The sequence below is a fragment of the Streptomyces sp. MMBL 11-1 genome (assembly GCF_028622875.1).
Classification (GTDB): domain Bacteria; phylum Actinomycetota; class Actinomycetes; order Streptomycetales; family Streptomycetaceae; genus Streptomyces.
In genome coordinates, this window is sequence record NZ_CP117709.1 from 538,676 (window position 1) to 553,616 (window position 14,941).

The window sequence follows — 14,941 nt, forward strand, 5'->3', positions numbered from 1 at the left end:
CCGGTGCGTCGGTACCGACCGTTCGACCCCGAGGAGAGAGCGTGTCCGATCCCACCCCCCGTCAGCTCCCGATCGCCGTGGTCGGCGTGGGCGCTCTGGTGCCGGGCGCCACGGACGCGGCCGGCTACTGGCGGATCGTGACCGGCGGCCGCGACCTGATCACCGAGGTGCCCGCCACCCGCTGGCGCGTGGAGGACCACTACGACCCGGATCCGGCCGCCGCCGACAAGACGTACGCCCGCCGGGGCGCCTTCCTTCCCGAGGTCGACTTCGACCCGATGGCCTACGGGGTGCCCCCCGCCAATCTGCCGGCGACGGACACCTCCCAGCTGCTCGCCCTGATGGTCGCCGACCAGGTGCTGACGGACGCCGGCGGTCCGGCCGCGGTGGACCGGGACCGGACCGGCGTCGTCCTCGGCGCGGCGGCTCTCGAACTCCTTCCGCACATGTACGGGCGGGCCCACCGCCCCGCATGGCTCGCGGGGCTGCGGGAGAGCGGGCTCGGCGAGACCGAGGCGCACGCCGTGTGCGACCGCATCGCGGCCCGCTTCGAGCCGTGGCGCGAATCGACCTTCCCCGGGCTGCTCGGCAACGTCGTCGCGGGCCGGATCGCCAACCGGTTCGATCTGCACGGCGTCAACCACACCACCGACGCCGCCTGTGCCAGCTCGCTCGCGGCTCTGTCGACGGCCGTCGGTGAACTGTCGCTGGGCCGGGCCGACCTGGTGATCAGCGGTGGCGTGGACACCGGGAACGACATCGGCATGTTCCTGTGCTTCTCCAAGACGCCCGCGCTGTCCCCCACGGGCGACTGCCGGCCGTTCTCGGCCGCGGCGGACGGCACCATGCTCGGCGAGGCGGTCGTCATGTACGCGCTGAAGCGGTTGGCCGACGCGGAGCGTGACGGCGATCGGATCCACGCGGTGATCCGGTCCGTCGGCACCTCGTCCGACGGCAGGAGCACGGCGATCTACGCCCCGCTGCCCGAGGGCCAGGAACGGGCCCTGCGACGCGCGTACGAGGGGGCCGGTTACGGGCCGGAGACCGTGGAGCTGGTCGAGGCGCACGGGACCGGCACGAAGGCCGGGGATGCCGCCGAACTGGCGGCTCTGAGCGCGGTGTTCGGTGCGTCGGGGCGCCCGGACGGGCAGTGGTGCGCGATCGGTTCGGTCAAGTCGCAGATCGGTCACACCAAGTGCGCGGCGGGCGCGGCGGGCCTGCTCAAGGCGGTCATGGCCCTGCACCACAAGGTGCTGCCGCCGACGGTCAAGGTGGAGCGGCCGAATCCGGCGGCCGCCGCGCCGGACGGCCCGTTCTACGTGAACACCGAGACCCGCCCGTGGGTCCGGCCGGCCGGCCATCCGCGGCGGGCGGCGGTGTCGAGCTTCGGTTTCGGCGGCAGCAACTTCCATGCCACGCTGGAGGAGTACACGCCATCGGGCGGCCCGGGACGCCCGGCCCTGCGACACCGCACGGCGCCGAGCGAACTCGTCCTGTTCGGCGGCGACTCCCCGTCGGACCTGATGGTGCCCCGGACCGACGACGACCGTCCGCTGGCCGAGCTGGCACGGGAGAGCCAGGCAGCTTTCGCCCACTCCGCCCGGGTGCGGCTGGCTGTCGTCGCCACCGACACCGAGGACCTGCGGGAGAAGTGCGCGCAGGCACGCGCGCTGATCCGGCAGCGCCCCGACGCGGCGTTCTCGACGCCCACCGGTGTCCGGTACGCGTACGGGGAGGCCGCGCCCGGCCGTATCGGCTTCCTGTTCCCGGGACAGGGGTCCCAGTACGTCGGGATGGGGGCCGGTCTCGCGATGCTGGCGCCGGCCGCCCAAGGAGTGTGGGACCGGCTGGGCGGCACCCGTTTCGACGGGCGGCCCCTGCACCGGGTCGTCTTCCCGCCGCCCGCGTTCACCGACGCGGAACGCGCCGCACGCCGGACCCTGCTGGACGCCACCGAGTGGGCGCAGCCCGCGCTGGCGGTGCACGCGCTGGCCCTGCTGGAGGTGGTACGGGGGCTGGGGCTGCGGCCGGACTGCGTGGCGGGCCACAGCTTCGGCGAGCTCGTGGCGCTGACGTGCGCGGGTGTGCTGGACGCGGAGTCGCTGGTGCGTCTGGCACGCCGCCGCGGCGAGCTGATGCGGGACACGGCGGACGCCCCCGGCGCGATGCTGGCGGTGGCCTCGGACCGCGGACACGTGGCCGGGGTACTGGCCGGCGGCGGATTCGGCGACCTCTGGCCGGCCAACCACAACTCCCCCGGCCAAGTGGTGCTTTCGGGATCGGTGGAGGCCGTCGCACGCGCCGAGAAGGCGTTCTCGGCCGAGGGCGTCGGCACCCGCCGGCTGGCCACGACGACCGCCTTCCACAGCCCGCTGGTCGCCCCGGCCGTCGAGCCGCTCGCCGCGTACCTGCGCACGGTGCCGCTCGCGGAGCCCCGGATCGAGGTCTACGGCAACGCGGACGCGGCGCCGTACCCCTCGTCCCCCGATGAGGTGCGCCGCCGGATCGCCGGTCATCCCGCCTCCCCGGTCCTCTTCCAGGACCAGATCGAGGCGATGTACGCGGCGGGGGTGCGCACCTTCGTCGAAGTCGGCGCGGGTGCCACGCTGAGCGGGCTGGTCCGGCAGATCCTCGGTGATCGCGAGCACGCGGCCGTGCCCCTGGACCGGCAGGGCCGGTCCGGTGCCGACACCCTGCACACCGCGCTCGGCGAACTCGCCGTGCGCGGTGTCCCCCTCGATCTCGCCCCGCTCTGGGCACCGTACGCCTCGCCCGGGGCCCCGTCGAAGGAACGCGAGCCACGTATGACCGTGAAGATCAGCGGCGCCAACCACGGTCAGTCGCCGCAGCACGCAGCGTCCGCCGAGCTGCCGCCCGCTCCGGCGCACGAGCTCCGGCACCGACCGCCGCCCTCACCCGCACCCGCACCCGCACCAGCACCAGCACCAGCACCAGCACCAGCACCAGCACCAGCACCAACGTCCACGTCCACGTCCATGTCCGCGTCCGACACCCCGGCGGTCCTCATGCCCGCGCACACCCCCTCCCCCTTCCACGCCCCCCGGCCTCCCGCCCACGGGACCGCCGCCGCTGACGACGCCGGAGGCGGGGCCGCTGCCGACGGCGACTGGCTCGCCGCCGTCGAGAGCGTCCAACGGCAGACGGCGGAGACCCACGCGGTCTGCCAACGCCTCATGACGGACAGCCATCTGGCCTTTCTGCGGATGACGGAGACGACGCTGGCCGCGATGCTCGGAGTGCCGAACGGGCCTGAGCCCGAGGCCGTGGACGTATCGGCTGCCGCGACCCCGCTGCCGCTCCCCCGCTCCTCGTCACCGCGGCACACACCCGCGCCCGTGACACCGCCGGCACCGGTCGCGACCACTGTCCCGGCAGCGAACCCCGCACCCGCGCCTGCCACCTCCGCGCCCCCGGCGACACCTTCGCCCGCACCGAAAACGGCTGCCGCTCCGGTGGACGACACATCCACGGACGACGCCGCCGTGGCCGACGCGGTGTCCCTGTCGCCTTCGGAACTGGAGGAGTTGCTCCTGTCGGTGGTGGCCCGCCTCACCGGCTATCCCACCGCCATGCTCACCATGGACATGGAGCTGGAGGCGGACCTGGGCATCGACTCCATCAAGCGCGTCGAGATCCTGTCGGCGGTGCGCCGACAGGTGGGTGACGTGGCGGCGGGGGACCCGGGGCAGCTCGGCAAGCTCCGTACGCTGCGCGAGATCGTCGAGACGCTCACCGGCGACCCCCGGCCTCCCGAGCCCTCGGGGCAGACCGCCCGGGCCGGGCGGACCACGGCCGACGAGGCCCCCGACGTCCGCGAGGCGCCCGCGCCGCCGGCACCGCCCTCCCCGGACGACGGGGCCGACGAAGCCGACAAGGCCGACGGGCGTACGCCGCTGACGCGGCTGGTGCCGCGCCTGGTGGAGTCGCCGGCGTCCGGGCTGACCACGGCGGGACTGCTGGACGGGCCCGTCGTGGTGACCGGTGAGGGCCCGGACGGGTGCTCGATCGTCGGCCTGGTGGCCCGGAAGCTGACGGAGCGGGGCGTGGACGCCACCGCCGCGGCGGACGTATCCGAGGGCGCCCGCGGGGTCGTCCACCTCGGCGGACTCACCGCGAGCGGCACGCCCGACGAGGCACGCGAGATCCACCGGTCGGCGCTCCGCGCGGCACGCGCGGTGGCGCCACGGGCGGCCGGGGGCGGCGGGCTGTTCGTGACCGTCCAGGACACGGGGGGCGACTTCGGGCTCGGAGGTCACGCGCCCGGCCGTGCGTGGCTGGGCGGGGTCGCCGGTCTGGCCAGGACCGCGGCGAAGGAGTGGCCGGCCTCCTCGGTCAAGGTCATCGACTGCGAGCGGGGCGGCCGGGAAGACGAGGAGGTCGCCGAAGCGATTGTCGGGGAACTGCTCGACGGCGGAGCCGACATGGAGGTCGGTCTCCGCGCGGACGGCGCCCGCGCCCTCCTGCGGATGGTGCCCGAGCCGGCCGGGCCCGGCGGCACCCCGCGGATCTCCGGGGCTTCCGTGATCGTGGCCACCGGCGGGGCCCGCGGGGTGACCGCCGCGGCCCTGCTCGATCTGGCCAGGGCCCACGGTCCGCGGATCGTGCTGCTCGGGAGGACGGAACTCGCCGCCGAGCCCGCCGGACTGGCGTCGGCCACCGACGAACCGGCGCTCACCCGGCTGCTCGCGGAGCGGGCCCCGGACGCGGCGGACTCCTCGCCCGCCCGGATCGCGGAGCGGGCCCGGGAGATCCTGGCCGCACGCGAAGTGCGGGCGACACTGGCGGGGTTGGAGTCCGCCGGATCGCCCGCCCGGTACGTCCGGGTGGACGTCCGCGACGCTGACGCCCTCGCGTCGGCCCTGCACGACGTGCGCGACGCGTGGGGGCCGGTCACCGGCATCGTCCACGGCGCGGGGGTGCTGGCCGACAAGCGGATCGCCGACAAGACCGACGAGCAGGCGGAGTTGGTCATGGCCACGAAGGTGGACGGTCTGCGGGCGCTGCTGGCGGCGACGGCGGACGACCCCCTGGACACGGTGATCCTGTTCTCGTCGGTGGCCGCCGTGTTCGGCAATCCGGGACAGAGCGACTACGCGATGGCCAATGAGGTCCTCCACCAGGTCGCGTCGGCCGAGCAGGCCCGCCGGCCCGGCTGCCTGGTCCGCTGTGTGGCCTGGGGGCCCTGGCAGGGCGGCATGGTCACCCCGGCCCTGGCCGCGCACTTCGGCCGGTCCGGGGTCCCTCTCATCCCCCTGGCGGAGGGTGCCGCGGCCTTCACGGCCGAGGTGGACGGCGTCGCCGGTGAGGCCCGCGTGGTTCTGGCGGCCGGGGCCGGTCCGGCCGACCCGGCCCCGGCAGGTGACCGCTGTCGCGCACAGGTGCTGGTCCGCTCGGACACCCTGCCGCAGCTGGCCGACCACGCGCCCGCCGGTGTTCCGGTGCTGCCCGTGGCGCTGGTTCTGAACTGGTTCGCGGGCGCGGCGACGGCCTGGCTGCCGGCCGCCGGGAAGCTCGCCCTGCGTGATCTGCGGGTGTACAGGAAGCTTGTCCTGCCGGAACTGGGCGCCCTGGGCCACCGGCTCACCGTGCTCGGCAGCCGGGGCGCGCCCGGTTCGCCGTCGGGTCTGGAGGTGGAGCTGCGGGACGAGGACGGCCCGGCGCACTTCCGCGCCGTGCTGGACACCGGGGCCGGGGAGCCGGACGCGGCCACGTGGGACACCCCGGACGGCCTGAAGCCTCTCGACCGGGCCACGCCCTACGACGGGGAGGTCCTGTTCCACGGCCCCCGGTTCCATGCCCTGCGCGCGGTGCGCGGGGTGTCGGAGCACGGGGCGGAGGCGACCGTCGCGGGCCTGCGGGCCCTGGGCTGGGCGGACGGGCAGGGGCCGCTCGATCCGGCGGCCGTGGACGGGGCACTCCAACTCGCCCTGCTCTGGGGCGAGAAGGTGCTCGGGGCGGCGACGTTGCCGATGGCCGTCGCCGAGTGCTCGGTGTACCGGCGCGGTCCGGTGGACGGCGCTGTGCGCTGTGTGGTGCGGGGCCGGAAGGCGCACGACACCGGGGCGCGCTGCGACGCGGCGCTGATCGACGCCGACGGGACGGTCCTGGTGGAGCTGATCGGTGTCGAGCTCGTCCTCCGCCCGTCCTGACCCCACCCCACCCCGCCGTTCCCGGCCCCCCTTCCTGGCCCCCCTGGCCCCCCTGGCCCAGCCCCGCCCGACACCGCCTCTCCTGGTCCCGGTCCACCGCGCCCCGCCCCGCCGTGAAGTGAGTCCCGTATGCGTTTCGAACCGATCGCCGTCGTCGGCCGGGGCTGTGTGCTGCCCGGCGCGCTGGACCCGGACACGTTCTGGGAGAACATCGCCGCCGGCCGTACGAGCCTGTCGCCCGCCCCCGAGGGCCGGTGGCGGCTGCCGCGCCGCTGGGCCATGGGTTCGGTGGAGGACCACCTCGACCGCACCTGGACCGATGTCGGCGGTTACGTCCACGGGTTCGAGTCCGTCTTCGACCCGGCCGGCTTCCACCTCGCCCCGGAGCGGATCGCATCGCTGGACCCGCTCTTCCACTGGATCCTGTACGGGGTGCGGCAGGCGCTCGCCGAGGCCGGCCGCACGGGCCCGCTGCCGCGGGGAGGTCTGGTGCTGGGGAACCTGTCGTACCCCACGCCCACCGGAGCGGCCTTCGCCGAACACGTATGGCTGTCCGCGCAGCGCCCGCCGCTCCGTGACGCGCTGCTGAGGGGCGAGCGCCGGATCCGGCCCGACGCCCGCAACCGCTTCTCCTCCGGGCTGCCCGCCCGGCTCGCGGCCCGCGCGCTCGGGCTCGGGGCGGGGGCCTGGTCCCTCGACGCCGCCTGCGCGTCCTCGTTGTACGCGATCAAGCTGGCGTGCGACCGGCTGCACGACGGCACGGCGGATCTGATGGTGGCCGGTGCGGTCAGCCGCCCCGATCCCCTCTACCTGCACGTGGGGTTCTGCGGGCTGTCCGCGACGAGCCGCACGGGGCGCAGCCGGCCCTTCCACCGGGACGCGGACGGGCTGGTGCACGGTGAGGGCGCCGGGTTCGTCGCCCTGACGCGGCTGTCCGACGCCCGCTCCGCCGGGCTGCCCGTGCTCGGTGTGATCCGCGGTGTGGGGCTGTCCAACGACGGGCGCGGTTCCGGGCTGATCAGCCCGTCGGAGGAGGGCCAGGTACGGGCCGTGCGCCTGGCGTACGAGCGGGCGGGCGTCGCCCCCGAGTCGGTGTCGCTCATCGAGTGCCACGCCACGGGGACGCCGGTCGGGGACGCGGTGGAGGCGCGCTCCATGGCCCGGGTCTTCGGGGCCGGCGACGACGTTCCCATCGGTTCGGCGAAGTCGAACATCGGGCATCTGCTGGCCTCCGCGGGTGTGGCGGGGCTGCTGAAGGTGCTCGGTGCGATGCGGGCGGGGGTGCGCCCGGCGACGCTCGGCGTCGGGCGACCGCTGGACGTACTGGCGGACACGCCGCTGCGGGTACTGACCGCGTCGGAGGAGTGGGGGGGACCTCGCAGGGCGGCGGTCAGCGCCTTCGGTTTCGGCGGGACCAACGCCCATCTGATCGTCGACGCCCCGGAGTGCGCTCCCCCGCCCGCCGGGTCCCGGCCGACGATCGGCACACGGACCGCCACCCGGCACGCCTCACCGGCCGCCCCGGACCCGGGCCCGGCGCTCGACGCGCCGGGCGACCGGACACCGGTGGCGATCGTCGCCGTCGGCGCCCGGGTCGGTGAGGGGACGTCGCTGGAGGACTTCCGCCGGGCGGTGCTGGGCGGCGAACGGCGTGGCCCCGTCGCGGGGATCGCCGTGGAGCTGACGGACCTGTGCTTTCCGCCGCTGGCCCTGGAGCGGACCGTACGGCATCAGCTCCTGGTGCTGGAGGCCGCGCGGGAGGCCGCCCGGACGGTGAGCCTGCCCCGGGAGCGGACCATGGTGGTCATCGGTACCGGAGTGGACCCCGAGGTGGCCCGCGCGGGCGCGCGCTGGCGGATTCCGCACTGGCTGGAGCAGTCACGGACGCCGGTCACCGCGGCGTCGGCGGATCTCGCCCGGGACGCGTTCACCGGGCCCATGACCGCGGAGGGCGTGGTGGGCAGCATGCCGAACCTCGCGGCGAACCGCATCAGCACTCAACTGGATCTGGCGGGGCCCGGGTTCACGGTGTCCGCGGAGGAGGCGTCCGGGCCGGTGGCGCTGGAGATCGCGGCCCGGGCCATCCGTTCGGGGGAGGCGGACGCCGCCCTCGTCGGCGCCACCGACCTGTCCTGCGAAGCTGTCCACCGGGCCGCCCTGCGGGAGCTGGGCCGGCAGGCCGAGGCCGGGGACGCAGCCGTCGTCCTGGTCCTCAAGTCGCTGGAAGCCGCCCGGAGGGACGGCGACCCCGTCGTCGCCCTGCTGGACGAAGAGGCTGTCGACGAACCCGACATGGTCATCGGCGACGTCCCCGGCGCGGCCTTCGATCCGGCGACCGCCTTCGGGCGTGCTCATGCCGCGTCCGGGCTGGTCTCCGTCGCGGTCGCGGCACTCTCGCTCCAGCACCGCGCGGTGCCCCGCGCGGACGGGCCCGCGGACACCGCGGCCGTCGCCCACACCGCGCGGGCCGTGGTCACGCCGCTGGAGGGGCCGGCCGTCGGCGTACGGCTGCGCGCGGGGGACGCCCGGCCGTGGCTGCGGGGCCCCGCCCCGCGCCTGCACGTCTTCTCCGGGGCCGACCGCCGGGAGGTGCTGGCAGCGCTGGAGGCCGGTACGGAGTCCTCGGCCGGTCCGGCCCGGCTGGCACTCGTGGACGGCGGCGACACCACGTGCGCGGACCGTGTGCGAGCGGCCCGCCGCTGGCTGACGGAGGGCGGGGCCCGCCCGGCCGACGTGTCGTACCGGGACGGGCCGGTCGTCGGGCAGACCGCCTTCGTGTACACGAACGGCTCGGCCGCGTACCCGGGGATGGGCCATGAGCTGGCCCTCGCGTTGCCGTCGCTGGGTGAGAGGGTCCGGGGGGAGCATCGGGCGATCGGGGCACGGCTGCGGTCGAGTTCCGATCCCGGGGTGCTCGGCCAGATCTGGGCCGTCGCCGAACTGGCCGTATTCCACACCGTGTTCAGTCGCGAGGTACTCGGGTTGCGGCCGGACGCCGCGATCGGGTACTCCTCGGGCGAGTCGACGGCGCTGGTCGCCCTGGGCGCCTGGCCGGACGCCTCGGGGCTGTATGAAGCGACCCGGGACAGCGGGCTGTTCACCACGGAACTCACGGGCGAGCTGCGGGCGGTCCGGCGCTACTGGCGGCAGCGGGGCATCCGTGGCGACCGGTGGTCGAGCTACCTGATCGCCGCACCCCTGGAGGCGGTTCGCGCGGAGCTCGCCGGGGAGCGGGCGGTCCACCTGATGGCGGTGAACGCGCCCGGGGTCTGCGTCATCGGCGGCGAGTCCCGGGCGTGCGCGGCCGTCGCGGCGAGGATCGGCGTCGACCGGGCGATCGAGCTGGACTACGACATGGCCGCCCACGCACCGGAGTTGGCGGAGGTCCGGGAGGTGTGGCACGAGGCCCACCGCCGTCCCACGGTCGAGGTGCCGGGCGTTCGCTTCTACAGCGGGGCCTCCGGCCGGGCGTACCGGCCGACGTCCGAGCTGGCCGCCGAGGCGCTCACCGCCCAGGGGCTCGGCACGATCGACTTCGCCGCCACGATCGAACAGGCGTGGGCGGACGGTGTCCGGGTCTTCGTGGAGCACGGGCCGCGGAGGCTGTGCACCGGCTGGATCAAACGGGTGCTCGGCGACCGGGAGCATGTGGCCGTCGCGCTGGACACCCCGGGCGACACGGGTCTGCGGCACCTGTGCCTGGCGGTGGGCGAACTCGTCGTCGCCGGAGTGCCGGTGCGGGCCGACGCGTTGCTCGCCCGGCTCGCCGGGGCCGCGACCGGCCTTCCGCGCCCCGGCCCCACCGTCACCGTTCCCGTACCGCCCACTCCGTGCCTGCCCCCACTGGAGCGCGCCGTGACCGTACTGCCCCGGGCTCCGGAACTCGCCCCGGTACCGGAGAGCGGCCTCGGTTCCCCCCTCCCGCCGGGCCGGGACCCCGGCCGTGCGGTCGCCCCGGCGTACGAGGAATCCGGGCGCCTCTCCGCCCCGGCCGCCCTCGCCGTGCCCTGCTCCGCCGCGCCGGGACAGCGGCCCCGGTCGCCTGCCGACGACAGCCGTGAGCCGGGGGCGGCAGGGGCCGGGGGCGTGGCCGCCCGGCAGAGTCTGCGGGTCGGCGCGCTGCACCGGGAGGTCATGGCCGCGCACGCCGAAACCCACCAGCGGTTCCTGCGTGTGTCCGCGCTCGCCGTCAGGGCGCTGACCGCCGCGGGCGCTGCGGAGGCCGGGCGGCCCGGCCCCGTTCGCGTACCCGTTCCCACTCCCACTCCCGCTCCCGCTCCCGGACAGCCCGGTCCCGTTCGCGTACGGGCGCTGCCCCCGCCCCCCACGGGACCGGCGCCCGCACGGGCTCCGGAGCCGAAGCCGGGGCAGGCTCCGGGGCCGGGGCCGACGTTCGACCGGGCCCAGCTGGAGCACCTCGCCTCCGGCACGATCTCCACGTTGTTCGGTCCGCTCTTCGCGGAGCAGGACGGCTACGCGGTACAGACCCGGATGCCCGGGCCGCCCATGCTGCTCGCGGACCGGGTCACCGGCATCGACGCGGTGCCCGCAGCGCTCGTCCTGCCGGGCCCGGTCCGCACGGACGGGAGGATCTGGACGGAGACCGACGTCCTGCACGACAGCTGGTACCTGGACGCGACGGGGCGGATGCCGGCCGGCGTGCTGATCGAGGCGGGCCAGGCCGACCTGCTCCTGCTCAGCTGGCTGGGTGTCGACCTGCTGAACCGGGGCGAGCGCGCCTACCGGCTGCTCGGCTGTGAGGTGACGTTCCACGGCGGCCCGCCGCGCCCCGGCGACACCCTGCGCTTCGAGATCCACCTGGACGGTCACGCGGAGGCGGACGGGGTCCGGCTGGCCTTCTTCCACTACGACTGCTATGTGGACGGGGAGTTGCGGCTCAGTGTCCGCGAGGGGCAGGCCGGGTTCTTCACCCCGGAGGAGCTCGCCGGCGGCGGTGGCGTGCGCTGGGATCCCGCCGGCCGCGCTCCCGGGGACGAGCTGCCGTTCGATCCGCCGGCCGTGCGCTGCGAGCGGACCCGTTTCGACGCGGACCGGGTGCGGGCCCTGACGCGTGGGCGGCCCGCCGACTGCTTCGGGCCCGGCTGGGAGGTGACGGCGGCTCACGTCCGGCCGCCCGTGCTCGACACGGAGCGGCTGCGACTGCTGGACGAGGTCACCGCGTTCGACCCGGCCGGCGGGCCGTGGGGCCGGGGATATCTGCGGGCCGAGACCTCGTTGTCCCCGGACGACTGGTTCTTCACCGGCCACTTCAAGAACGACCCCTGCATGCCGGGCACTCTGATGCTGCAGGGCGGTCTCCAGGCGATGGCGTTCCACCTGACCGCCCTGGGCTTCACCGTCGACCGGGACGGGTGGCGCTTCGAGACGGTCGACGAGCACCCTTCGAGGGCCATGTGCCGTGGTCAGGCGACCCCGGAGAACCGGAGGGTCGTCTACGAGGTGTTCGTACGCGGTGTCTCGGCCGGGCCGGTGCCGACGCTCCACGCCGACGTCCTCGGCTCGGTGGACGGGGCGAAAGCGTTCCTGGGCACCGACATGGCCCTCCGGCTGGTCCCCGACTGGCCGCTGTCGCACTGGCGGCACTCGGGCCCGCCCACCGTCCAGACCGACGCGGCCCCGGTGCCGCTACCGCGTCTCGGCGGACTGGCCGGGCACCGGGAGGAGCGGCCCGTGGCTGTGGCGGCCGACGGGTTCGCCTTTGACCGGGCCTCGCTGCTGGCGTGCGCCTGGGGCAGGCCGAGCGAGGCGTTCGGCGCCATGTACGAGCCCTTCGACGGCACCCGCAGGGTGGCGCGGCTTCCCGGGCCGCCGTACCACTTCATGAGCCGGATCGTGTCGGTGGACGGTCCGCAGGGCGGGATGCGGGAGGGCAGCGTCGTCGTCGCCGAGTACGACGTGCCGGACCGGGCGTGGTATTTCGAGCAGAACGACGGCCACGTCATGCCGTTCGCCGTCCTCATGGAGACGGCGCTGCAGCCCTGCGGGTGGCTGGCCTCGTACGTCGGCAGCGCGACGACCAGCGAGACGGACCTGCTGTTCCGCAATCTCGACGGTTCGGGAACGGTCACCGGCGAGGTCACCCCGGCGACGCGTACCGTCCGCACCAGGGCCGAACTGACCCGCGTCTCGCGCAGCGGGGACATGATCATCGAGTCGTTCCGGGTGACGTGCACGGCCGACGACACGCCTCTCTTCGCCCTCTCCACGGTCTTCGGCTACTTCCCCCGGTCGGCCTTCGACGACCAGCAGGGCCTGGCGGCTTCGGCCGACGACCGTGCCCGTCTCGACGAACCCGGTGGTCGAGTGGTCGATCTGACCACCCGTCCCGCCCGGTACTGCGGCGGCGAACCGCGCCTGCCGGGAGAGATGCTGCTGATGCTGGACCGGATCACGGGCCACTGGCCGGACGGCGGAAGCGCGGGACTCGGCCGGCTGCGGTCGGAGAAGGACGTCCGGCCGGACGCCTGGTTCTTCCGGGCCCACTTCTTCCAGGACCCCGTGCAGCCGGGTTCGTTGGGGATCGAGGCCATGTGCCAGCTGCTCCAGTACCACCTGCTGGAGCAGGGTGCGGGCGCCGGGCTCGTCAGCCCCAGGTTCGAACCGGTGCTGCCCGGCCGCGAGGCGTCCTGGACGTACCGCGGCCAGATCACGCCGGCCAACCGGCTGATCCGGGTGGACATGGACATCGTGGAGAGCGGGACGGACGCCCGGGGGCCCTACGCCGTGGCGGACGCGTCGCTGTGGGGTGACGACCGGTGCATCTACCGGGTGCGGGGGCTGGGCATGCGCGTGGTGCCGGGAGGGGCGCCCGTGGCGTGACGGATCGGCGGGCGGTCGACCGGGGCCGGGAACGGCGGACTGCCGGTCGACATCCGGGCCTCGTCCACCGTCCTGGCCCCAGGGGCGGGCCAGGACGGTGGACGGTCCGCCCGGTCAGGCGTAGTGGTTCACGCTGACAGGGCGCGTCCCCGTGGAGGGCGTCCAGCCCTGGATGGTGGCGGGCAGGCCCACACGGCTGTTGCAGTCGATCACCTGGAAGTGCAGGTGCGGGCCGGTGGAAGCGCCCGTGCTGCCCGACCAGCCGACGATCCGGCCCTGCGGGACCCAGTCGCCCGGCTCGTAGAACGACCGGTTCAGGTGCGCGTAGTGGGTGCACTGGCCGTTCGAGTGCCGGATGATCACCTCGATGCCGTTCTGCCAGTACGGCGACCAGTTCGAGAAGACGATGGTGCCTGCCTGCGCTGCGGATACCTCGTAGTCGGCGGGAAGCCCGAAGTCCCACGCGTACTCGTTGTAGGGGCCGGTATGGGAGTACGTGCCCTCCGGCCCCTGGGTCACGGTGTAGGCCTCCCCCGCCGGGTAGGGCAGTTCGTAGTAGTAGTCCGCCGCCGCGGCCGGGGACGCCCCCGTCATGGTGATGCCCACCGCCGCGAGCAGCGCGCTCGCCCCCACCGCCGTGCGGCGCAGAACTGTCTTCATCCCGCTCATGCGACTCCGTTCACGTTCCCGAGTACCCGGTCTCCGCGTCCCGTCGGGGCGCGGGAGTGCAAGGATCAGGCGTCGGCCACCGGGCGGACAAGGGCCTCGGGACCTATGTCAGGTCCCTGCCAAGGGCCCACCGGACACGACCGGAGGGACAGGCATCCCCGAGCGCCGCGTTCGGGCCCATGCGGTCAGGCCGGGCCTCGCCCCGGCGGCCCGCCCACGACCGTGAGCAGGTCCACGACGAAGATCAGCGTCGAGTCCGCCGGGATCAACGGAGAGGGAGACTGCTTGCCGTAGCCAAGACGCGGGGGAACGATGATCTCGCGACGGCCGCCGGCCTTCATCCCCCTCACCCCCCGGTCCCAGCCCTTGATGACCCTGCCACCGCCCACGGCGAACTTGAACGGCCGGCCCTGCTCCCAGGAGGAGTCGAACTCCCTGCCGGACGCGAACGTGACCCCCACATAGTGAACCTGGACGACCCGGCCCGGCCGCGCCTCGGGCCCATCCCCGACCACGAGGTCCCGGATCGTCAGCTCGGTGGGCGCGGCACCCTTCGGAACCTCGACCCCGGGCTTCGCCAGTTCACTCATCACGGTCCCCTCGCTCGCCACCGGGATCCCTCGCACGGGACCGGCCGGACGCATGGCCCCTCCATGCGGCAGGCGATCACCGTATCGGCAAAGCCCCTGCCCCGAGGCGCACCCGGGCCCGCGGAACAGCGCTCTCGCCCCCCCGGGGGGCGTACCGGAGCGACAGCCGGACCACACCCCGGCGGGCGGCGGTCAGCTGTTCACGTCGCGGTTGGTGAAGCGGAGGAGTCCCGCCCCGACGCAGACGAGCGAGGTGACGGCCAGCACGGCCATGTCGCCCCCTTGGAAACCGTTCCTCAGCGGCTGGCCCCCGATGTAGTAATGGAACGGGGAAAGGTGGACGAGCCACTCGGCACCGAGCTGGGCGGCGAAGGTATGGGCCGTGCAGGCGAGGACTCCCACGACAGCGGCGACCACGAGAACCACAGCGCGCCGTCCCACGGCAGCGCCGATACCGAGGGCCAACGCCCCGAACGTGATCGCGAGGAGAGCCAGGTTCAGACACTGGGCAAGGAGCTCGACCGGTGTGACACTGGTCAGTTCGGCACGGTCGCGAACAGCGAGGACAGCTTCCCCGGTGCCCCTGCGGATGATCCGCAGCAGCCGCCGCCCCTCGTCGTCATCGATCTCACGTACGCGTACTCGTTCTGCCACGGCCCGGCGGTAACGGAC

Annotated in this window: 5 protein-coding genes; 2 read left to right on the forward strand and 3 right to left on the reverse strand. The window is 74.7% G+C overall.

The genetic code is table 11. The features are described 5' to 3' along the window. The first annotated feature begins 41 nt into the window (after positions 1-41). Positions 42-6,170, forward strand: coding sequence for a type I polyketide synthase (locus tag PSQ21_RS02355; RefSeq protein WP_274028727.1), 6,129 nt, complete (start codon positions 42-44; stop codon positions 6,168-6,170). Positions 6,171-6,299: 129 nt separating this feature from the next. Beyond that, positions 6,300-13,010 carry a beta-ketoacyl synthase N-terminal-like domain-containing protein gene (locus PSQ21_RS02360; protein ID WP_274028728.1) on the forward strand — a complete coding sequence of 2,237 codons (6,711 nt, stop codon included), beginning with the start codon at positions 6,300-6,302 and terminating at the stop codon, positions 13,008-13,010. 114 nt (positions 13,011-13,124) lie between these two features. On the opposite strand, the gene PSQ21_RS02365 is transcribed toward PSQ21_RS02360, so the two are convergent. The 3 genes from PSQ21_RS02365 to PSQ21_RS02375 all read right to left on the reverse strand — a co-directional run bounded on the left by PSQ21_RS02365 (position 13,125) and on the right by PSQ21_RS02375 (position 14,923). Continuing rightward, positions 13,125-13,679 (reverse strand): M23 family metallopeptidase, encoded by a 555-nt coding sequence (locus tag PSQ21_RS02365; protein WP_274028729.1) that lies wholly within the window; start codon positions 13,677-13,679, stop codon positions 13,125-13,127. Between the two features lie 185 nt (positions 13,680-13,864). Continuing rightward, positions 13,865-14,269, reverse strand: a complete 405-nt coding sequence (locus tag PSQ21_RS02370) for an FKBP-type peptidyl-prolyl cis-trans isomerase (protein ID WP_274028730.1) — start codon at positions 14,267-14,269, stop codon at positions 13,865-13,867. A gap of 192 nt (positions 14,270-14,461) precedes the next feature. Further along, positions 14,462-14,923 (reverse strand): hypothetical protein, encoded by a 462-nt coding sequence (locus tag PSQ21_RS02375; protein WP_274028731.1) that lies wholly within the window; start codon positions 14,921-14,923, stop codon positions 14,462-14,464. Positions 14,924-14,941 lie beyond the last annotated feature (18 nt).